15 protein-coding genes are annotated in these 22,161 nt (G+C 46.3%); 8 read left to right on the forward strand and 7 right to left on the reverse strand.

Annotated elements, in window-relative coordinates:
- Nucleotides 1–183: 183 nt before the first annotated feature.
- The 4 genes from QUA04_RS08285 to QUA04_RS08300 form a co-directional block, all read right to left on the reverse strand.
- Entirely contained in the window at nt 184–5,976 is a 5,793-nt protein-coding gene (locus QUA04_RS08285) for a PAS domain S-box protein (protein WP_333255590.1), read from the reverse strand.
- A gap of 90 nt (nt 5,977–6,066) precedes the next feature.
- On the reverse strand, nt 6,067–6,570 hold the full coding sequence (locus QUA04_RS08290) for a chemotaxis protein CheW (protein ID WP_333048276.1): 504 nt from the start codon (nt 6,568–6,570) through the stop codon (nt 6,067–6,069).
- Nucleotides 6,571–6,826: 256 nt separating this feature from the next.
- Complete coding sequence (locus tag QUA04_RS08295; protein WP_333048274.1) at nt 6,827–7,192, reverse strand: response regulator; 366 nt, start codon at nt 7,190–7,192, stop codon at nt 6,827–6,829.
- A gap of 547 nt (nt 7,193–7,739) precedes the next feature.
- On the reverse strand, nt 7,740–7,901 hold the full coding sequence (locus QUA04_RS08300; RefSeq protein WP_333255592.1) for a hypothetical protein: 162 nt from the start codon (nt 7,899–7,901) through the stop codon (nt 7,740–7,742).
- Between the two features lie 214 nt (nt 7,902–8,115).
- Here QUA04_RS08300 and QUA04_RS08305 point away from each other — a divergent pair, with 214 nt between their 5' ends.
- Nucleotides 8,116–8,850 carry a phosphoadenylyl-sulfate reductase gene (locus QUA04_RS08305; RefSeq protein ID WP_333048272.1) on the forward strand — a complete coding sequence of 245 codons (735 nt, stop codon included), beginning with the start codon at nt 8,116–8,118 and terminating at the stop codon, nt 8,848–8,850.
- 300 nt (nt 8,851–9,150) lie between these two features.
- Nucleotides 9,151–10,128, forward strand: a complete 978-nt coding sequence (locus tag QUA04_RS08310; protein ID WP_333255594.1) for a class II fructose-bisphosphate aldolase — start codon at nt 9,151–9,153, stop codon at nt 10,126–10,128.
- Nucleotides 10,129–10,182: 54 nt separating this feature from the next.
- On the opposite strand, the gene QUA04_RS08315 is transcribed toward QUA04_RS08310, so the two are convergent.
- Entirely contained in the window at nt 10,183–11,043 is an 861-nt protein-coding gene (locus QUA04_RS08315) for a Uma2 family endonuclease (RefSeq protein WP_333255596.1), read from the reverse strand.
- Between the two features lie 243 nt (nt 11,044–11,286).
- On the opposite strand from QUA04_RS08315, the gene QUA04_RS08320 reads away from it, so the two are divergent.
- On the forward strand, nt 11,287–13,497 hold the full coding sequence (locus tag QUA04_RS08320) for a Tex family protein (protein ID WP_333255598.1): 2,211 nt from the start codon (nt 11,287–11,289) through the stop codon (nt 13,495–13,497).
- A 278-nt stretch (nt 13,498–13,775) separates the two neighbouring features.
- Here the strand turns inward: QUA04_RS08320 and QUA04_RS08325 are convergent, their stop codons facing one another.
- The gene (locus QUA04_RS08325) at nt 13,776–14,855 is read right to left on the reverse strand and encodes a PIN/TRAM domain-containing protein (RefSeq protein ID WP_333177929.1); all 1,080 of its coding nucleotides are present in this window, start codon (nt 14,853–14,855) and stop codon (nt 13,776–13,778) included.
- Between the two features lie 375 nt (nt 14,856–15,230).
- Here QUA04_RS08325 and hemW point away from each other — a divergent pair, with 375 nt between their 5' ends.
- The 4 genes from hemW to QUA04_RS08345 all read left to right on the forward strand — a co-directional run bounded on the left by hemW (nt 15,231) and on the right by QUA04_RS08345 (nt 19,299).
- Nucleotides 15,231–16,598 (forward strand): radical SAM family heme chaperone HemW, encoded by a 1,368-nt coding sequence (gene hemW / locus QUA04_RS08330; protein WP_333255601.1) that lies wholly within the window; start codon nt 15,231–15,233, stop codon nt 16,596–16,598.
- A gap of 226 nt (nt 16,599–16,824) precedes the next feature.
- Nucleotides 16,825–17,085 (forward strand): hypothetical protein, encoded by a 261-nt coding sequence (locus QUA04_RS08335; protein ID WP_333255603.1) that lies wholly within the window; start codon nt 16,825–16,827, stop codon nt 17,083–17,085.
- Nucleotides 17,086–17,198: 113 nt separating this feature from the next.
- Nucleotides 17,199–17,471: a DUF1830 domain-containing protein gene (locus QUA04_RS08340; RefSeq protein WP_333057596.1), complete on the forward strand. Its 273-nt coding sequence runs from the start codon at nt 17,199–17,201 to the stop codon at nt 17,469–17,471.
- Between the two features lie 262 nt (nt 17,472–17,733).
- Nucleotides 17,734–19,299 (forward strand): FAD-dependent oxidoreductase, encoded by a 1,566-nt coding sequence (locus QUA04_RS08345; protein WP_333255605.1) that lies wholly within the window; start codon nt 17,734–17,736, stop codon nt 19,297–19,299.
- A 358-nt stretch (nt 19,300–19,657) separates the two neighbouring features.
- Here QUA04_RS08345 and QUA04_RS08350 read toward each other — a convergent pair whose 3' ends face one another.
- Nucleotides 19,658–20,527 (reverse strand): lipid kinase, encoded by an 870-nt coding sequence (locus QUA04_RS08350; protein WP_333255607.1) that lies wholly within the window; start codon nt 20,525–20,527, stop codon nt 19,658–19,660.
- A gap of 223 nt (nt 20,528–20,750) precedes the next feature.
- On the opposite strand from QUA04_RS08350, the gene QUA04_RS08355 reads away from it, so the two are divergent.
- A complete protein-coding gene (locus tag QUA04_RS08355) occupies nt 20,751–22,049 on the forward strand; it encodes a HEAT repeat domain-containing protein (RefSeq protein WP_333255609.1) in 1,299 nt (432 codons plus the stop codon).
- The last annotated feature ends 112 nt before the right edge of the window (nt 22,050–22,161 follow it).

Genomic DNA, 22,161 nt, shown 5'->3' on the forward strand with positions numbered 1-22,161 from the left:
CTGTTGGCACTTTTTTCTTATATGATGTCCCGTTATTTAACTGTAATTGTTGCCAGTGTGGGTTCACGATAATCTATAAATTCGCATTCAGGATATTTGTCAACCCGCCCCGACAACAACGATAGTTATTAGTGATTCGTATAACCGTCCACAGTCCACAGTCAACAGTCAACAGTCAACTGACTAACTGCGGAAATTCGCCACCGACTTTTGCAATTGGCCCAGAGAACCAGACAGCTCATCCAAAGATGCTTTGACATCCGCACCTTTTTGTGCGGTCGTATTAGCAATCTCGTTGACTTGCTGCATACTGTTAGCAATTCCCTCAGCCGAAACAGTTTGCTTGGCAGATGCGCTAGTAATATTCTGCACCAAAGCATTCATTTCTCGACTAACTTCGATGATGGCATTGAGGTGAGTTTTAGCTTCGCTTGCCAGCTTAGTGCCTTCCACTACCTCCAGCGTCCCGGATTCCATTGCCTTCATCACGCGGCTGATTTCTTCTTGAATTGTACCGACAATTTCGGAGATTTCCTCCGTAGCGCCGGCGGATCTTTCTGCTAATTTCCGCACTTCTTCGGCAACAACAGCAAAGCCTAAACCTTGTTCGCCGGCTCGCGCCGCCTCAATAGTAGCATTCAGAGCTAATAAATTAGTTTGCGAAGCAAGTTGAGAAATCGAAGTTACAATTTTGCCAATTTGCTGCGAAGATTCGCCCAAACGCTTCATCATTTTAGAGGTAGAGGCGATCGTCAACCGGAGCCCGTTAATGCCTTCGACAGCGCGATCGACCGCCATACCGCCGACTTCAGCCGTTTGAGAAGACTGCTGAGCCACTGTTTCCGCCCGCACCGAAACATCTCGCACGTCGCGGATCGAATTCACAATCCGCTCAATTTCGCGCATGATGGCAGATATTTTTGCTGCTTGAATTTCTGCCTGTTGGGTGAGTTGACTGGTATTGTTAATTGACTCGTCGGTGGCACACGTTACCTGTTCGGCTAAAGTTTGAATTCCCGTTACCACTTTCCGCAGAGAACCGATTAAGAAGTTGAAAGAGTCGGCGACAGCACCTAAAACGTCGTTAGTCACTTCCGCCCTGACTGTCAAGTCGCCTTGAGCCGCGCCTTTAATTTCTCCCAACAATTTAAGGACTTGCTGCGTCAGAGAATCAGCTTCAGCTTTACGTTCTGCTGCCAATTTTCCTAGTCGTTCTTCTGCCTCTTTGCGCTCGGTGATGTCAAAGCGAATGGCGATATATTTGACTATTGTGCCGCTGGTATCAAAAATTGGAGAGATCGTCGAATTTACCCAGTAAAACGACCCATCTTTGCGTCGGTTTTTGATTTCCCCTTTCCACACCAAACCGCGAGAAAGTGTCATCCACATTTCTTCAAAAAATGATTTGGGATGGTAGCCGGAATTGACGAGGCGGTGGTTGCGGTGCAGCAGTTCTCCCATGCTATAACCGGAGATTTCAATGAATCCGTCGTTGACGTAGGTAATCATGCCTTGGAGATCAGTTTCGCTGACGATCGCCGATTCGTCGAGAGCATTCTGCCGAGTTTTGAGTTCTTGCAGCAAGCGTTCCTGTGCCTCTGCCAACTGCTGCATTTGCTGCTGGGATGCTCTTTGTTCGGTGACGTTGCGGCAAACGACTACGCCGCCTTTGAGCGCCCCGGTTTCGTCTTTGAGTGGTCGACCGTTAATTTTTACCCACAGGCCCTCTGGCTTGCCTGCGTGGCGGGTAAAAAGGTCTACCTCGTCAACGGCTTCTCCTCGAACCGTGCGCGCTAAAGGTATTTCGGCTGGGGGAAAGGGAGTTACGGTATCGGGCAAGAATAAACCGTATCTTGTTGACCATTCATTGAGAATAGCATCGGTCGCACCCATGCCAAACATATCTTCGGCGGCGGGGTTAAACAAAACAAAATTGCCTTTTTCGTCGGCAGCAATTATGCCGTCGCCAATGCTGTTTATTAGCAGTTGCAAGAGATTGCTTTGCTGGCGAAATTGGTCTTCGGAACTGGCTAATTGGGCTGTTGTTTTTTCCAGTTGCACCATCGCCTGTTTGGTTTCGGTAACGTCGCGAGCAACTGCATACATGAGCTGTTGTTCGGTTACAGGTCGCACTTTCCACGACAGCCATCTGTAGGAACCGTCTTTGCAGCGATACCGATTTTCATAAGACTTTATTTCGGAGCCGCTGGCTACTTTTTCCGCTTGTTCTATGGTTGATTCGCGATCGTCTGGATGGACTAAATCGATATAATAGTTGTCTTCGAGTTCATGCGCCTTGTAGCCGAGTGTCTTTTCCCAAGCGGGATTGATGCGAATGAATTTGCCTTCAAAACCTATAATACAAACCAAGTCTAGGGAAAGGGTAAAAAATCGATCGCGCTCTACTTCTGCTTTTTTGCGATCGGTAATTTCGATCGCCACACCGCCGACACCGATGGGTTTGCCGTCAGATCCGGGCAAAGGAAAGTATGAAGCCAGCCAATCTCGCATGACACCTGGTTGGTTGACGGTTGTGCCCGACACCTCAATGTTTAAAAACGGTTGGTTGGTGGCGAGAATCTGCTCCAACATCGGCTGTAGGGTATCGAGCCTTTCTGGTACAACTTCCCTCACCGTCTTGCCGAGGTGTTCGGCAACTGAGACGCCGGTGGTTGCCGCTAATTGCTCGTTGACTTGCACGAAGCGCAACTGCTCGTCAAAAATACACATTGAGGCCGGGGCGGCTGCGAAAAATGCGTCAAAGCGACTTTGACGCAAAACTAATTCTCGTTCTAGGGCTTTGCGATCGCTGATGTCACGGCCTTCTGGAATTAGCATCAAGACTTTGCCACTGTCGTCTGTGATGGGTTTGATGGAGAAGTCAACGGTAGCCACTGCACCGTTGGCAACTAGCACATCCACTTCGTAACGGACTACCTCGCCGGCTGCGGCGAGGGCGATCGCTTCTTGTATCTGTTGCTGGGTTTGTGGGGAAATCTGCCACCACAGGGTTTCGGCAAACGGAGTGCCTATTATTTCTTCGCTCCGCAGGCCTGCGGCGGCGAGGGCTGTTTGGTTGGCTTCCAAAACGGTGCCGTCCGGTTTGAGCAGACCTATGAATTGGAACGATTGGTCAAAAATGGCTCGGAATAGTCTTTCGCGATCGCGAATCATCTCTTCTGCACGTTTGCGATCGCTGATGTCGCGAGTAACTGTTGCCAACCCGATAGGCTCGCCGGTTTCTGGGTTTTTGACGGTAAATATGGTGAAGTCAACCGGAATGTTTTCGCCGGTTTGAAAGTTCCTCAAGCGGAATTCACCCTGCCAAAAACCGTCTCGCACAGTAGGCGGCAGGATTTCTTGTTGGAAAAACTTAACATCTTCTGCACAGAAGAACTCATAAACACTTTTATTTTTGACTTCTTCAATATTTGGCAATCCTACTAGGTTCATTCCAGCGGGATTCAGGTATGTTGCCTCTCCCTCCAGGGTGGCTGTGCCGATAAAATCTGAGCTGCTTTCTACGATCGAAATCAATCTTTTTTTTTCGATTTCCGCTTGCTTTCGCTCCGTGATATCGTTGTTAGTTTCTAAAATTGCTTTGGGTTTTCCCTGTTCGTCTCGCTGCAAATTCCAGCGGCTGAATACAGTGATTTTGGTATCATAATTGGTGGTGTGAATTAATTCACCTTCCCAATAATCCTGCTCTTCTAACTGTGCCGAGATAGCTGCTAAAGGCTGGGGAAAAATGGTGTGCAATAGAGTATGGGTGAGTTTCCCTAATGCTTCTTTTTTTGTCCAGCCGTACATCCGTTCGGCTCCCTGACTCCAATAATTAATCGTGCCGTCCATATCGCGAACGATCAAGGCGTCGCTGGCGAGGTCGAGCATTTGCAAGTTCTGCTGCAAAGCTTGTTCTACGCGCTTACGTTCTGTAATGTTGCGGGCGATTGTTGACAGAAAGTCAATTTCTCCCTTCTCGGATTTGTGAGCAATAATTACTTGAGAAACTGGTATTTCTTTGCCGTCTAAAGTTTGCCAAATTGTTTCACCGCTCCACGCCCCGTCCCGGCAAGCTGCGGGGATGCCGACGTTCATAATAGTGTCGATACTTTTGGGCGATGTCAGGTCGGAAATGCTGACTCCGGCTAAATCTGCGTCCTCGCTAACTCTCAGCATTTCTCTGGCGGCACGGTTGAGATAAATGGTGCGCTGTTGGGTGTCGGCTATGCCTACCCAGTCTGTTGTGGTTTCTAAAATTGCTTTGAACCGCAATAGTTCTTGTTCAGATTTGCGACGCTGTGTGATGTCGCGCGCGAAGCCGACCATTCCTAAAATATTGCCTTCTGCATCTTTGAGGGGCAATTTCAGCGTGTCAAAGGTGTGTACTTTGCCGTCGGCTAAGGTGTCTAAGTCGTTGGAGTTCGGGGCCAGATGGTCGTCTGCCTGGAAGTTTTGGATTTGGTTCTGGGAATCGGTTTGGGCGTGGAAGCTGCCAAAGATTTGATCGACCGATATGCCGATTTCTGCGTCGTCTTTGCCGATAATTTCTGCTTGAGTTTTGCCGAAGGTGGCTGCAAAACCTGCATTGACTAGGGTGTAGCACGAGTTTCGATCTTTGACGAAGATGCAGTCTGGGGTAGCGTCAATGACAGTCCGCAGCAAGTTTTGGGAACTTTCTGCTTCTGCCAGTGTCTGCCGCAGTTGTTCTTCCATCTGCACGCGCTTGGTGATTTCTGTCATGGCGCAGACAAGGATTTTGCTGCCACAGGCATCTACAAAGGTAGATTTTTTGGCGGAGAAAAGGCGGGTGTTTCCTGCTGTGTCTGTGAGTTTTTTTTGGACTTCGATGCTGGTATTTGTCAATAAAACTAATTCATCTTTTTCTCGATATTTCTCTGCTTCCTCTTTGGGCAAAAAATTGTCGTAGCATTTGCCAATTAGTTCTTCTCTGCTGTAACCCATGTATTGACAAAAGGCATCATTTAATGTTAGCCAGCGGCGCTGTTGGTCTTTGACGTAAATCGGGTCGGGGATGCTGTTGAGGATGTTGTTTAAGAATTGTTCTGAGGCTTTTAATTGCTCTTGGACTGCGGTGCGCTCGCGAATTTGCTGTTCCAATTGTGCGTTAGTTTGCAGGAGCTGCTCGGTTCTTTTATTCACTCGCTGCTCTAGTTCTGCACTTAGCTGCTGCAAGGCGAATTCGGCCTGTTTACGCTTGGTAATCTCCCGACCTTCTGCGAGGATTTGAAATACTTCTCCTGTTGCATTTAACAGCGGCTTCAACGACAAGTCAATTACTGTTACCTGGTTGTTAGCTCCGGTGATTTCGTATTCTTCCCGGACAAAATTACCGACCGAAACTTGTTGAATGTTCGTTTTTAGGCGCTGCTGGTTTGTTGGGGATGATGCCCACCCTGGTGTCAGCCAAAATTTCAGCCCCTGCACTTCTGATACTGGGAAATTGCCCAATTTTAGGGCTGTCTGATTGGCTTCGATCAGAGTACCGTCTGCCTCCAATAATGCGATCGCTTGAAAAGCTTGGTCGAAGATTGCGTGAAATCGCTGGGTAGTTTCGCTCAGCGCTTGTTCGGTTTCTTTTTTAGCGTTAAGGATGCGGGTGGCACCTACTAAGAAGCCGTAGCGGTTGGAAAAACTTAAAAAAGCGATCGCCGCAATTACAGTGATCCAATCGAACACAGTTTGCACCACCGGAGAGTGCGGCAGTCCTATGTATTCGGCGGCGTGACCGCTGTGGCCGAAAGCGCAAGTCCAAAATATGCCTGCTGTGACTGTGGCGAAGATGTCGAACCCGAATTGACGGTTTCGCCACATAGCTAAGCTGATTAGCCAAGCAATGGCAAAGTAACATCCAGAAATGATGACATTAGCAGCCCCAGCTACCAGCGATGGGGACAAGTCAGGCAATGTCAGGGTGAAAGTTGTTGCGATCCAGGTAAAGAGAAGTTTGATCATAAAATTAAGGATTGGCAAATCGGATGCGGGCGATCGTTAGTTAAATTTATAGATGCAAAGCCGTTGCAGACTTATGTGTATGCTGGATTTTTACCAGCGTTCGGAATGGGCGATCGCTTCTACATCGACAATCATTAGCAAGCGTCCTTGGGAATTGTACAGACCTTTTAAAAAAGGAGCTAGGTCGGGACTGACATCTAGGGCTGAGACAATGCGATCGGGATTGAGAGGTAAAACTCCTTCGACGCGGGAGACGGCTAATCCCAGGCTGATTCTCGACAACAATCTCACGTCTCGTGGATCGGGCGCTTCTACAACTAAGATGCGACTGTTTGGGTGGTAGATGTCAACCGACTCAATACCGACGAACAGTCCGAAGTCTGCTGCTGCTAAGATTTCGCCCCGCAAGTTGGTTAATCCCAGCAAAAATGGCAGGGTGTTAGGAACCAGGGAAATCGGTTGTTCCTTGAGGGAAAGGACTTCCCGCACTGCCTCTAAGTCTATGGCGAACAGACTGTCTCCTTGACCGAACAGGAGAAATTGCTTTGTTATACTTGTCTGATTCTCCCCAGCCGGGGGAGCCGTTATTTTCATGGCTTATTTTTAGTTTATAGTGTAGCTTACAAATTATAATTTTGCTTTGACCCTAAAGCCGATCGCCGATCTAGTTTTTCTGCATCAGTTTGGGTGCGTCAAATCTTTCTGTTAAATAAATCGCCCGTTGGCAAATAAGCAGGTTGCTATCATTAAACATAAACTTTTATGGAAGTCAAAAACCCAGTTTATTAAAAAAAACGGGGTTTATCGGTATAATATTTTTTGGAAAGCTACCGATCACTTTATTTTCGGATTACGCGGAAAGTAGACGCTGCACTATGTGCACGAGTTGCTGAGGTTCAAAGGGTTTGCTAACGTAAGCGTCCGCGCCTAAATCCGTTCCCCAAGCTTTATCGATCTCGGTGTTTTTATGAGTACAAAATACTACGGGCAATTTGGCAGTTGCGCGATCGCCCCGCAATTCTCTGATCACTTCAAACCCGTTCATTCGTGGCATCACTACATCTAAAACGACCAAAGCCGGAGGGGTTTTGCGGATCATGGCGATCGCTTCTTCGCCGTCGCCTGCCCGGATCACGTCCAGTCCGGCATCTTGAAGAATGCGACAGATGATTTCTAGTTCGCTCTTAACGTCGTCCACTACTAAAATTTTTGACATAATTCCACACTTCCTTGCTCTTATTGACGAGGGACTACGTTTATTCAGAAGCGGCCGCGACTGGTGACGGTGAGACTAGACCGCTTTGCTAACAAATTAATGTACTTCCAGATACAATATAGCCGATCCTATGGCTGAAGGTTAGCTGTCAGAGATAAAAAGCGATAAAAATTTACTTGGCTAACGGAATCACCCTGAATAAATTAATCGGCAATTAGTAATTAATCATTGGTAATTCGCGGTTTGGAAACCAACAGGTCTTAGTAGAAGGAGCGAGGGGAAGACCAAAGCCGGATTTTCTATGATATTGTTTTAGCTTTATTCCCACTCACCTAGTTTAAAGCAGTGCCTAAAGAAGTCGCTATTTTTTAAATTAGCGCTAGTGATAGCATTTTAAAAGTAGTTATAGCAGTCTTATTACGGGTGTTAAGGTGATTCATTTAGAAAAAAAAAACAGCAGAAGTTCGCTTAGTAAGCGCTATTATTTTATTAATGAGACAAGTCAAAATTGAGGATAGTAACAAGGACATTTAAATAATTTTATGGTCTAGGATTTATAATTGGGGGGCAAATTCAATGGATCGCCCGGCAGTCCCATTTTACCCAGTAGAGGAGTGTTGGGTTCATCAAAACTAATACCAGCAGGCGATCGCCATCCTTGAACTTGATTGGGAACCCAGCAGCAAAGACTGCTGCAAGAAGCGGTCAATCGATTTTAGATTTTAGATTTTAGAATAGAAGAAAGCGCTCTCACTGATAAATCCGGGGACGGGTGATAAGCAGTCCGAGCTTTTTTCTCGCTTCACGGATGAATCCGGGGGCCTCGGACGACATTGCTTGAGTGTCAAATTAGTCGGTGAGGGAGAGACGGCGATCGGCTATAATAAAGGGCTAGAGGAAAAGAACACCGAAAACCCGAAAATATGGTTGCCATCCAAAGAAATCTCAACATTGCCGCGCTCGAAGCAGAATACAGTCAAAAAACACCGCGAGACATTCTCAAATTTGCCCTAGAAAATTTTGACAATATCTCCATTTCTTTCAGCGGGGCTGAAGATGTAGTTCTGATCGATATGGCGTCAAAAATTACTAAAAACTTCCGCGTTTTCACCCTAGACACCGGACGATTGCACTCAGAAACCTATCAGTTTTTGGATGAAGTCAGAAAACATTACGGCATTAAATTAGAAGTAATGTTTCCCGATGCAGCAGAAGTACAAGCCCTAGTAGAAGAAAAGGGATTGTTTAGTTTTTATCAAGACGGTCACAAAGAATGCTGTGGCGTGCGGAAAGTCAAGCCGCTGCGCCGCAAACTGAATACTCTCGATGCTTGGATTACCGGTCAGCGGAAAGACCAAAGTCCCAGTACCCGCAACGGTATTCCGGTCATTGAATTTGACAGTGCATTCTCAACTCCCGACCATGAATTAATTAAATTTAACCCCTTAGCAAACTGGTCTTCGGCAGAGGTTTGGGAATACATTCGCGCTTTGGAGGTGCCTTATAACAAGTTGCACGAACGCGGTTTTGTAAGCATTGGTTGCGAACCTTGTACGAAGCCGGTATTGCCGAACCAACACGAACGCGAAGGTCGCTGGTGGTGGGAAGAAGCGACCGTAAAAGAGTGCGGTTTGCACGCTGGTAACGCCCAAAAATAGTAAATCACTTAAGGAGTTTGGTGCGCTAGGCGCACCAAACAAATAGTAGGGTGCGCTAGGCGCACCTTACCCAACCCAAGAATAAATGCACTTCACATAAATCGTAGCCGAAGAATTCGCAATTAAAATAAACACAAATTAAGCTGAGTTTCTCGTTGAACTTTGAGATAATGATCGACATTCAGAATAAATTCTAGTCGAAGAATTCGCAATTAAAATAAACACCAATTACGCTGAGCTTGCCCTTGAACTTTGATAGAATGATCAACATTCAGAAAAGTTTTTAAAGCAGGTACTATTATGCTCGTCTCCACTCGCGAATTGCTGAACACTGCCCGGAGGAAGGCTTATGCGATCGGCGCTTTTAACGTCTACAACCTAGAAGGAGTAAAAGCCGTCATCAATGCGGCCGAAGCGCTGGACAGTCCTGCGATACTGCAACTTCATCCCAGCGCCCTCCTATACGGAAAATCGCCTTTAGTCGCGCTGTGCATCAAAGCAGCCCGCACATCTTTAGTGCCGATCGCAGTACACTTAGATCACGGCACCTCAGAAAAAGACATTCACATCGGTCTAGCCGCCGGCATTAAATCAGTTATGGCAGACGGTTCTCCTTTGCCCTACGAACAAAACTTAATATTTACCCGGGAAATGACTAAATTATCCCACGCTAACGGTGCGGCAGTTGAAGCCGAAATCGGCAGAATTAGTGGCAGGGAAGAAGGTTTGACAATCGATGAGAAAGCCGCAAGGATGACCGATCCAGTAGCAGCAGTAGAGTTTATTAAAGAAACTAAGGTAGATTTTTTAGCCGTAACGATTGGTAACGTTCACGGCAAATATTTAAGCCAACCAAAACTCGATTTTCCGCGTCTGGCAAAAATCCGGGCTGCTGTTTCAGTGCCGTTAGTGATGCACGGTTCTAGCGGTTTGCCGGACTCAATGATTCATCAATGTATTGAATTCGGAGTATCTAAATTTAATGTGAATACGGAAGTTCGCGAAGCTTATATGGACGTGTTAAAAAGTAACATTTCTGAGCCCCATCCGGATTTGTTGGAAATAATGGAAAAAGCTATCGAGGCCATGCAATCGGTCATTGCTGACAAACTGCAACTTTTCGGTTCTTTCGGTAAAGCTTATTTGCATCAATCTCCCTACGCGGATGACTTAACCGCAAAGAGTACCAGCAACAAACAAACAAGCCGCAACCAATCAAGTTTTGATCAAATGTTAAAGCCTGTACGTAGTGAGGCTTTCAGTCTTATGGTGAAGTAAAAAAAACTAAAGTCCTGACTGCGAACCATTTTTTAGTCAGGACTTCAGTCCTCTCTAACCGTTTAAAAATCGATCGGGATCTATGCCAGATTCCCGCAGTCGCCGAATTAAAGACTGCAATTGAGCTTCCGCTTGTTGAGCCCTAGATTCCGCTGACTCGGCCCGCTGCCGTTGCTGTTCCGCTTCAGTCAGAATCCAATTGCCATCAACATCATACCAGCGCAACCACAGTCGATCGATTCCCTGAAACTCTCCTTGCCACAAACCCAAGCCCAAACTTAGGTCAGGAATCCACACTCGCGACTCGGGCAATTCTAATTCTTGATAGTGTCCGCCCTTCAATTCAAACACTCGCAATTTGTTAGTATAGCGGCTGAAAACGGCATAAACAGGAACCCGCAAAATTTGCTCGTAAACCTCCCATTTTCTCGGCGGTTCCTCCTTCGTCTCGACCTCCAAAACTTGCCCGTTACCCGCAGTGTTTCCCGACTGAGGTGGCAACTTTTCCTCATCGGTATTGTCGCCTAAATCTTCTTTTTCTGTTCCCGGCGAAAGCAGTTCTACAATTACAAAAGGATTCACGCCTTCCTGCCAAGTAACGTAACTCATCCGCAGTTCGGATCGATCGTAAAGTCGGGGAACTCCCACAACTCCAAACCAATCCGGCCGCTTGTGCCACAGAGTGTGATGCACGTCATAATAAAGGTTCATGTCGGTGCCGCTAAATACCTCAGAAGCCGGGTAATTCCGAGGTCGAAACGTCAGGCTCAACAACTGCGGCTGTAAATCGTGAAATTCGTCAGGCAAACCAGGTTCCTCCGGGTCTTCGCTGGGTAAATCGTACATCGTCGGCAGCGTTTCTCTGGGCGATCGCGGCGGATCGGTTTGCGGCACAGGATATTTAAAAGGCAACATATAATATTGAGAAATGACTGCATTTATGCTAACATCACGGGAACATCCCAATGATGCTTTGACAGGAGTGCAAGCCGAAGAGCTAGAAGCGAGATATATCGGCTTTGCTGTGCGGGACGATCGCACTCCTAGAAAGCGATTTTAATAAAAATGGGATGATTCCCTTTTCTTCGTCTCTTCTGTGAAGTTAATCTAAAATCTAAAATCTAAAATCTAAAATCGACTGATCCGAACTTCTGCACTATGATCGACATTCCTCAACTGATTGCTCAAGAACTTTCCATTAATCTGTCTCAAGTCAATAATGCTCTGGAACTTTTCGCCGAGGGAGCAACTATTCCGTTTATTGCCCGCTACCGAAAAGAACGCACGGATTTGCTGAATGAAATTCAGTTGCGGGATATCTCCGATCGCTTCACCTATTTGACGGAAATTGAAGAGCGCAAAAAGTCGATTTTAGAGACGATTAGCTCTCAGGGAAAACTCACAGAAGAACTGCAAGCGAAAATCGGATCGTGTTTGCAAAAAAATGAACTAGAAGACCTTTATTTGCCTTACAAACCAAAGCGGCGGACGCGAGCGACAATTGCGAGGGAAAAAGGTTTGGAACCGCTGGCAAATTTTATCAAAAGTCTGAACTTACCGACGGCTAAACCAGCAGAATTGGAGGCGGAAGCAGCTAAATACATTTCGGAAGAAAAGGGAGTTAAAACAGCAGAAGAAGCTCTCAAAGGTGCTGCGGATATTTTGGCGGAAGCGGTTTCGGAAAAAGCCGAATTGCGGGCTTATTTGCGAGATTTTTTAATGAAAACAGGAGTCTTTGTCTCGAAAATTAAAGATGATTTCCCGGAAGGAAGCACTAAATTTGAAATGTACCGCAATTATCAAGTTGCAGCGAGAAACGTTCAATCCCACAATATGTTAGCGCTGTTTCGCGGGGAAACGGAAGGAGTCTTGGATTTGGAACTGGCGTTTGATGAATCTGCGGTGATGGCTTATTTGGAAGCTCAGGAAATTAGAACTAGGATACCGGAAGTTAAAGAGTTTTATCGATCGACTTTGAAGGATGCCTTCAACCGACTGATGAAGGCTTCGTTAATTACAGAAGTGCGATCGCACAACAAAGCCATCGCTGATATCGAGTCGATCGCCACTTTTGAAACCAACCTCCGCGAGTTGCTGCTGTCAGCGCCGGCGGGAATGAAACCCACATTGGCGATCGATCCGGGATTTCGCACGGGGTGCAAAGTTTCCGCCCTCGATGAAACCGGGCAATTTTTAGAATATCAAGCAATTTTCCCCCACCAAGCGGCCGCTCAGCGACAGCAAGCTGGTAAAATTGTCAAGCATTTAATTGAAAAATATAAAATTGAATTAATCGCGATCGGCAACGGTACAGCTTCCCGCGAAACAGACGAATTTGTTTCGGAAGTTTTGGCAGAAATGGACAGGAAACCGATTAAAGTCATGGTGAATGAATCCGGTGCATCGATTTATTCAGCAAGCGAGGTGGCGATCGCCGAATTTCCCGACCTCGACATCACCGTCCGCGGCGCAGTCAGCATCGGACGGCGCCTGCAAGACCCCCTCGCCGAACTCGTGAAAATCGACCCGAAATCAATAGGAGTGGGTCAATACCAGCACGATGTTGACCAAAAACTGCTCAAAAAGAAACTCGACGAAACAGTCGAAAGCTGCGTTAATTATGTCGGAGTTGACTTAAACACAGCCTCCAAAGAACTGCTGACATTTGTGTCAGGAATGACGGCAACAGTTGCCAAAAATATCGTTAATTACCGCAACGAAAACGGCGCATTTAAAAATCGCCGCCAACTCCTGAAAGTTCCCAAACTCGGGCCAAAAGCTTTTGAACAAGCAGCCGGGTTTCTCCGCATTCGCGGCGGCGAAAACCCCCTGGACAATACCGCAGTTCATCCCGAAAGTTATCCTGTAGTAGAGGCGATCGCCAAGGATTTAGACTTGCCGCTGACTCAAATAACACAAATATCGGAAAAAATCAAGACTGTAAACATCAAGAAATATGTCACAGAAAAAGTCGGTGAACCCACACTCCGAGACATTATTTCCGAACTAGAAAAACCGGGAAGAGACCCGCGCGCCGAGTTTAAATATGCCACTTTCCAAGCAGGAATCAAAGAAATCTCCGATTTGCAAGTTGGGATGGAACTAGAAGGTATAATCACGAATGTAGCTAACTTTGGAGCCTTTGTTGATGTGGGAGTGCACCAAGATGGTTTGGTTCACGTTTCTCAATTAGCCGATCGCTTCGTAGATGACCCCAAACAGATTGTTAAAGTCGGACAAGTTGTGAAAGTGCGGGTTTTGGAGGTGAATGAGAAGTTAAAGCGGGTTAGTTTGACAATGAAGCTGCAAGAAAAACCGCAACCGCAAAATGGCAATAGCGCCAGGCTTCCGGCCCCGCGCCGACGTTAAAACTGTGGGGGAAAGCTGAAAAAGGGCGATCGAACCGCGAAGACCCGAAGGAAGAGAAAAGAAGAACAAGCTGGTAATTGCTATTTTTTCTTGCTAGCTTTCCAAGTGCCGCCGTAGAAGTAAAAAGGATTGTTTTTACTTACCGATTCCCAACATTTAAGACACAAAAAAAACCACTGCCCAGACTCGTCATACCGTGCGCGGTAGAGAGTCGGGGCAGATTGGGAACAGCGATCGCAATATTTGATTCTGATTGCCCTGGCCATTGTTACTCTGTTTCAAACAATAACAGACTCTTGAGGGCGGGCGAATATCATGCGGCCGGCGCTGGTTTGCAGGGCGCTGGTGACTACGACTCGGGCTTCGCCGCCGACATAGCTGCTTCCTGCTTCTACGACAACCATTGTGCCGTCATCTAAGTAACCGATTCCTTGAGAGGGTTCTTTGCCTTCTTTGCGGATTTTTAGTTCGATCGTATCTCCCGGCAAATAAGTCGGCCGCACCGCATGAGTCAAATCGTTGATATTCAAAACCGGTAGTTTTTGGACGGTAGCTACTTTCGATAAGTTGTAATCGTTGGTGAGCAAAATGCCGTCGATATCCAAAGCGAACCGGACTAATTTAGCATCGACTGTGGCAATATCTTCGTAGTCAGCCGAGTGAATTTGAATGCGTTCTGGATATGTTTCTTTGATGCGGTTGAGTACATCTAAGCCGCGGCGCCCGCGCACTCGCTTTTGATCGTTGGCGGAATCAGCTATCAGTTGCAGTTCTTGGAGTATGAATTGCGGGATAATAATTTGACCTTCGAGGAAACCTGTTTCTAGCAGGTTTTCAATCCGGCCGTCAATAATGCAGCTAGTATCGACAACTTTGGCAGAGGCTGGTTTGAAAGTACCTTCGGCTACCAACACCGTGTCAAAGCTTTTGGGGTTGATCAGCCGCAAGAAAGCGCGGCCGTGGGTGTCGGTCAAACTGACGCCTGTGAAGCCAAACATGACGCTTCCCAAGACGGCGACTAGAGGTTTGATGAAGCCGAACTCGCGGGGAATTGGCAGCAGGAATAGCGGAGCCAGCATTAAGTTTGCTACTAGCAGTCCGATGATTAAGCCGATCGCCCGCGTCAGCAGCATCTCCACTGGCATATCGCGGACTTGTTTTTCCAAGCGTCGATAGGTTGTTTGAGCCACTAAGCCCATCACGAAGCCGATTAATGCTCCAAACGAGCCTAGTACAGAACTTAAACCTTGTATATTTGTAACTTGCTCCAGCAGCTCGGTCGGCAGGAGTTCGACTCCGTAATAGCCGATGCCTCCGCCTGCGATTATGAATGAGATTATTATGATTGCGTCTAGCATTAGTTCTAGGTTAATGAATTTATTCACATTATATCTTTGCAGTGCTGATACTTGTTTTCATGCTGTGGTCGGATATCGCTATATTTACTCAGGGATTTTCATAAACTTATATTTCGCGGTTGTACCCTTTGGGGGATGTGCCAGGGAGTCGCTCGGAATTTACCATACCCCGCAGAAAGCAAGCACGAAGTGCGAATAGACCGCCGTGTGGGCTGTTCGGGAATTTTGGCAGCTCACAATCTGTACGACGTTAAATTAAAAGAGCCGAGCGTTCGCAGCGCTTTTTTGGTAAGAAAATGTCATAATATACATAATTATTCATGATTGTTTAATTAAAACTTTAGATTTGAAGTGGCGCTTTCGGCTTGAAATGTAATGAACCCTACCACAGATTATTTAACATTTGAATTAAAAAAAAGTGTGCAAGGGACAAATTCCGGCATTCCCAGTTCGGCTTACCTGCACATACCTTTTTGTCGCCGCCGCTGTTACTACTGCGATTTTCCGGTTTTTGTGGTGGGCGATCGCAAAAATGGTGATAATTCCGGCACAATAGTCCAATACGTTGCCGTACTGTGTCAAGAAATTCAAGCAACTAAAAATTTAGGCGCATCTCTGAAAACAGTTTTTTTTGGTGGTGGCACGCCTTCGCTGCTTTCTGTGAGTCAGTTGAGCAATATTTTAGAGACTCTCGACAGCAAATTTGGGATTGCTGCTGAGGCGGAAATTTCTATCGAAATAGACCCGGGTACGTTTACTTTAGAACAGTTGCGGGGATATGCAGCGGCGGGAGTAAATCGAGTGAGTTTGGGAGTGCAAGCTTTTCAGGATGAATTGCTGCAAGCTTGCGGGCGATCGCACTCTGTCGCTGATATTTTTGAAGCAGTAGAAATAGTGCGCTCGGCTGGTATTGTCAATTTCAGTTTAGACCTAATTTCGGGACTGCCGCACCAAACTTTAGAAAACTGGGAAGCTTCCCTGAAATCGGCGGTGGAAATTTCCCCGACTCACCTGTCGAGTTACGACTTAATTGTTGAGCAGGGAACTGCTTTCGGGCGATACTTTGAAGCAGGCGCGCAGCCGCTACCAGCAGATGAAACCGCTGCTCAAATGTACCGTTTAGCGCAGGAAATTCTGACCGGCGCTGGATACGAACATTACGAAATTTCTAATTACGCTCGATCTGGCTATCAGTGCCGCCACAACCGCGTTTATTGGGAAAACCGCCCTTATTACGGCTTGGGAATGGGGGCGGCGAGTTACGTGGAAGGCCGGAGGTTGACTAGACCTCGCAAAACTCAAGAATATTATCAGTGGGTGCGATCGATGTCTGGCCTCAATTCCCCAGCTACTCCTCAAATTGGGGGGGAAACCCAGCCTGATATTTACCCAGCAATTGAGCAAAATTTTCAAGTTTCAGAAAATGACATTTTGTTAGAAACGCTGATGCTAGGTTTGCGTTTAGCAGAAGGAGTTAGCCTGTCGGCGCTGACTCAAAAGTTTACTCAGCAAACGGTTGATAAAATTTGGCATTGTTTGCAGCCCTACTGGCGACAAGGATGGGTGGAAATTATGACGGAGGATAGGGCGATTCCCTACGGGATAGCTCCGCTTCACGCAACTTTAGGGGAGGGCGCGAAACTGCCACTGTCGGGAAATTTGAGGTTAAGCGATCCCGAAGGTTTTTTATTTTCTAATACAATTTTAGCCGATTTGTTCAGCAAGTTAGGCGAAAATAATTAGCTCTGTCTGAGGAAGTATACCCCCAGGCAAGCGCGAGCTTTGCTAAAGCCGGGGCCGCCAATGGGATGGCAGAAAATTAAATTGCTCCCTAGCTTGATCATCTCAAAATTAATATATTTTCTATTGATCCCTAAACAAAACTTAAAGGCGAACTAAGCCTTGAGATAGAGGCCACGACTGCACTCCAGCCGTCATACTTAAAACTGAACATTTAAAAAGTAATTTAATGAACACTTTAACTATCGATCGCAACCAAACCCAAAAGCAGCCCTGCCTTGTAATTACCGAGCGCGGTTGCAATCCGGCTTCCAAGTGTAATTTTTGCGGTCACTACCAACAGGCAAGAGGTTCAGTTGGTCACTGTCAATTGTTGAACGCACCTGTTAAGGGAGGATGGAAATCTTGCACTTTAGCAATGCCGGCTTTTGCACCTTCTTGGGAATACGTGGAAGGCGCTGATGTTTCCCCGGCGAAATTTATTAATTAACCCAAAAAATGTAAAAAAAATGTATAAAAATATGTGTTTTAACTGGTACTATGCTATAGTAAGTCTAGGGCCGTCGCAGATCGCTCGCACAATTGCACAAACCAGTTAAAAAGATGAATTTGACACTAAATCAGGTAATTTCCGAAGGTCATACGCGCATTTTGTGTTGGTACCTTAATAATACTAGCAAAGTGCAAATCGCTCGAATTACAAATATTCCTAATTGGTATTTTGAGCGGACAGTGTTTCCGGGGGAACGTTTTTTGTTTGAAGCGCTGCCGGAAGCTCAGTTAGAAGTTTGCAGGAGTGCGGATACGGGTGGTATAGTGTGCGAGCGAATTTTGTGCGATCGGCTGCGAGTTGAAGAGTTAAGCACGGCTGATTGAAGATAATTCCCCAGACTTACCAACGAGAGGTAGAAACCCGGTTTTTTTTCAGAAACCGGGTTTCTCTGTATGATGATAAAAACTTAGTTGCCTTACGCAATCGCGACATCAAAAACCCGGTTTCTTCGTATACTTCTGGTTCCTAGTCGCAAAATTTGTAGAAACCTGGTTTATAACCCTAATGCGTCAGCCATAAAACTGTCGGAAATTTTAATCTAAGCTAAATTATAAAAAATCCACCACTCTTCAATCCTAAAACCCGATGCCCCTCACCGAACAAATCCTCTCCCAACTGCCAGGAGACGCCCTCGGAGGCCTGAGAAAAGTCGATCGACTCTGGGAAAACCTCAAACAAAACACCGCACCAACACCCCAAGCAGTCAAACACAGCCAACAACCCCTCGAAACCCTCGACTTCGACATAGTTATCGGCGGCGGAACCCTAGGAATATTAATCGGTACAGCCTTAGCCGTGCGGGGTTGGCGAGTAGCCCTGCTTGAACGCGGCACCCTGCGCGGACGCGAGCAAGAATGGAACATTTCTCGCAAAGAATTAGACGCATTCTTAGAACTAAATCTGCTATCTGCTCAAGAGATAGAAAAGGCCATAGCTACCGAATACAACCCAGCCCGCATCAGCTTTGCCAACACCCCAGACATTTGGGTGCGCGACGTACTCAACATCGGCATAGACCCAGTTTACCTCCTAGAAACCCTCAAGCAGCGATTCATCCAAGCTGGAGGAAAGCTATTTGAAAATACACCATTTAAAACAGCAACAATTCACCCAAATGGAGTCTTGGTAGAATCGGCAAATACCGATACACAACCTGCTACAAATTTATTTAAAACCCGATTATTATTAGACGCCATGGGACATTTTTCGCCCATTGTCCGCCAAGCAAGACAAGGCAAAAAACCCGACGCCGTATGTTTAGTAGTCGGCAGTTGCGCTCAAGGATACCCCAAAAACGACACTGGCGACATATTTGCATCCTTCACCCCAATGCAAAATCAGTGCCAATATTTTTGGGAAGCATTTCCAGCCAGAGACGGCCGCACCACCTACTTATTTACCTACATAGACGCCGACACAGAAAGATTCAGTTTAGAAACATTATTTGAAGAGTATTTGCGCTTGCTTCCCCAATATCAAAACGTCGAACTCGAACAGTTAAAATTCCAAAGAGCACTTTACGGATTCTTCCCCTGCTATCGTCAAAGTCCTCTAAAAACGCCTTGGGATCGCATACTCCCAGTCGGAGACAGCAGCGGTAGCCAATCTCCCCTCAGCTTCGGCGGTTTCGGCGCAATGGTGCGCCACCTCAAACGCTTGACTCTAGGAATTGACGAAGCTTTGACAAGCGACAGTCTCAGCAAAAAGGCCCTCGCACTTTTGCAACCCTACCAGCCGAGTCTATCAGTTACCTGGTTGTTTCAGCGTTCGATGAGTGCTGCGATTAATCAAAAAATAGACCCCAATCAAATCAATCAACTTTTGGCTGCCGTATTTCAGGTAATGGAAGAGTTGGGAGAACCGGTACTGAAACCGTTTCTTCAAGATATCGTGCTGTTTCCGGCTTTGTCCCAAACCCTGTTTAAAACAGCAATTAGCCATCCCGGATTAGTTATGAAAATCATCCCGCAGGTTGGAATAGCTAATTTGCTCGATTGGATGGTTCATTATGTGAATTTAGGAATTTATACCGGATTGCAGCCTTTGGGTAAAGCCGTAGAACCGCAGGTGAAAAAATTAGCGCCAGACCAGCAATACTATTTTCACCGATTAGTTGAAGCGTGGCAATATGGCGCTGGAGGCGATTATTAAGTGATTAGCCCTCTTCTGTCACTTTCGGCAGAAAATAATCCGGGATGCTTAAAGCATAAAACTTTTATCAAAAATCTTGATGTCCGCCATTCTGTTAGAAAATAAACGCTCAAATCCCCGCTCTATCTACAGTTAAAATTTGGCTCTCACTTTTATTTTCCCAGAGTGACAGAAGAGGGTTAGTTGTGGCACGGGCATCTTGCCCGTGGCTAATATATGAACAGGCTTTCTGGCCGGTTCCACAACACAATATAATTTATTCATTTATTAATTAATTGTGGCACGGGCATCTTGCCCGTGGCTAATATATGAACAGGCTTTCTGGCTGGTTCCACAACATAATTATATTAGTTGTGAGTCATAAAGGAGCTATAACTGCTAAAGCTTGCGGAATCACTCGGAATTTGGCAGGTGTGTAAGTGGTTATTTCACCGTCGGTATTAATCGGACGGCGTTTGCTAGTATTAACCTCAAATTCTTGAGCGTACAACGCGCGAACGTTAGGCCAACTTGTATGATTCCCTTGCCTCATAGCCGGCAGCAAAGCAATGATTTCCCACCAGTCTTTTGTTTCCAAACTATACAAATCCAGTCGCCTGTCGTCGATTGTGGCATCCTCGGCAACTGTCATACCGCCACCGTAATAGCGGCCGTTGCCAATGGCAATTTGAATAGTTTTTACATTAAAAGATTGGTTGTTTATCTTAATTTCTGCTCTGAAGGGTCGCGCTGACAAAATTGTCTGCAAAGCAGTAAAAGCATAAGCTAAAACTCCCCAGCGCTGCTTTACGTCTTTAGTCAGCCGCTGGGTAATTTCCACGCTTAGTCCCAAACTCGCAACATTAAAAAAATGTTGGCCGTTAACCCAACCTAAGTCTATTAGCCGAACTTTACCGCTGGCAATTACTTGACAAGCTGCTGATAAATCTGTAGGAATTCCCATAGTGCGGGCTAGGTCGTTAGCCGTTCCCATCGGCAAAATACCCAAGGGTAACTTGGTGTCTATCAAACCTTCTATGGCAGCGTTGAGAGTGCCGTCGCCACCGCCGATTATTACTAATTCAACTCGATTTTGGTAGCGGCGAATTGTGTGGGGAAGTTCGTGGCCGTGATCCGTAGATTCTACAATTAACTCAAAACCCAGCGCTTCTAATTCTACAGTGGCTTGAGATAATAGCTTTTGCCCTTTTCGGGAGTGCTGGTTTACTAAAAGTAGAGCTTTCTTCATTTGTTGATTTTTAATGGGCAATATTGAGTGTTTTTAATTACCAAAAGTATACCTTGATGGCTTAACTGGATCAAATGAATGCTTGATTTCGATTTTACCAATTATGCTGGATTGACAAAAATGTCAAAAAATGGATAATTTTAACAAAAGATTGCTAAAAAGTATCTTGCGTTCTCCGCTAGCTGCCCTCTACCTAGCTCCTTAAAGAAGTAAAACTAAAATTATGTCTAATTTTTTAGAAGAAGCGCAAGTCGCTGCCGATCGCCAAAACTGGTCGGGGCTAGTCGAATGCTTGCAGCAAGTGACAGCCAAGGCCGGCAAGCCGCAGGAACAAGACATTTTAGAGCAAGCTGTCAGTTTAGCAATAGAAGCCTTAGAATGGGGCGATTTTCAAGACCGCTGGGAAATTGCTAAAGTATTCCCCAATCTGGGAAATGGCGCGATCGCACCTTTAATTGCCGTGCTCGAAGACGAAGACGCAGACACGGAACCCCGGTGGTTCGCCGCCCGCATTCTCGGAAAGTTCGATCGTCCAGAAGTGATTCAAGCTTTAGTAAAATTAGTCAAAAATTCCGACGAAGAATTGAGCCAAATCGCTGCCGAAACCCTAGGGAATTTGGGTCAAACAGCCATAGAATCCCTAGCAAATCTCTTGCAGCAAAAAGACTCGCGACAGTTTGCAACAACAGCACTCGCCCAAATTCGGCGCACCGAAACCATCGCACCGCTGTTGAGCGTAGTCGGAGACTCCCAAGTTGCGGTTCGGGCAGCCGCAATCGAGGCCCTGAGCAGCTTTCACGACTCCCGAATCCCGCCGGTACTGGTAGCAGCGCTCAAAGATCCGGCGACAGCAGTCAGAAAAGAAGCCGTGCGAGCTCTTGGCGCGCGCGCCTATTTAGATGCAGAACTAGATTTAGTTAACTTGCTCAAACCTTTGCTTTCGGACATTCGATTAGAAGTTTGTCAGCAAGCGGCGAGCGCGATCGGGCGAGTGAAAACTGATGCAGCAGCGGCTGCTTTATTTGAATTGCTGCGATCGCCCACAAATCAGGTTGAATTGCAAATCGAAACAGTGCGCGCCCTAAGCTGGATGGAAACTGCAACCGCTTTAGCATATTTGCATCAGACATTAATGGCGCAATTTACTAACATAAGTTCTACTGTTTATCAAGAGATAGTCACTGTTTTAGGGCGAGTAGAAAAGCCGGAATTAAAAGCTGCTGCTGCTAAAATTATGATTGATTTGCTGGAAACCGGTCATCCGGCCGTGCAGGAGGCAGTTAGCAAAAAATCTTTAGCTTTAGGTTTAGGAAAATTAGGAGATATGAGAGGGCTAGATGCTCTGATTTCAATGTTGGGCGACGCAGATAGCAGCGTCAGGCTACACTGCATAGCAGCGCTCAAACAGCTAGGTGCTGCCGAGGCGAGGCAGAAATTAGAAAACTTAGTCAAACAAGAGAGTCTCGAACCAAGATTGAAACAAGGAATTGCGATCGCCCTGCAAGAATGGCAAGAAAATTAATCAAAAGACAGAATACCCAAATGCCCAACTTCTTGAAGAAGTCGGGTATCTAATAGCGATCGCATCTTTCTTCTTCCTGCCTCCGTTACATCCGTTACAAAATCCGTTGCCG

Source organism: Microcoleus sp. S13_C5, from assembly GCF_036700845.1.
GTDB lineage: Bacteria > Cyanobacteriota > Cyanobacteriia > Cyanobacteriales > Microcoleaceae > Microcoleus.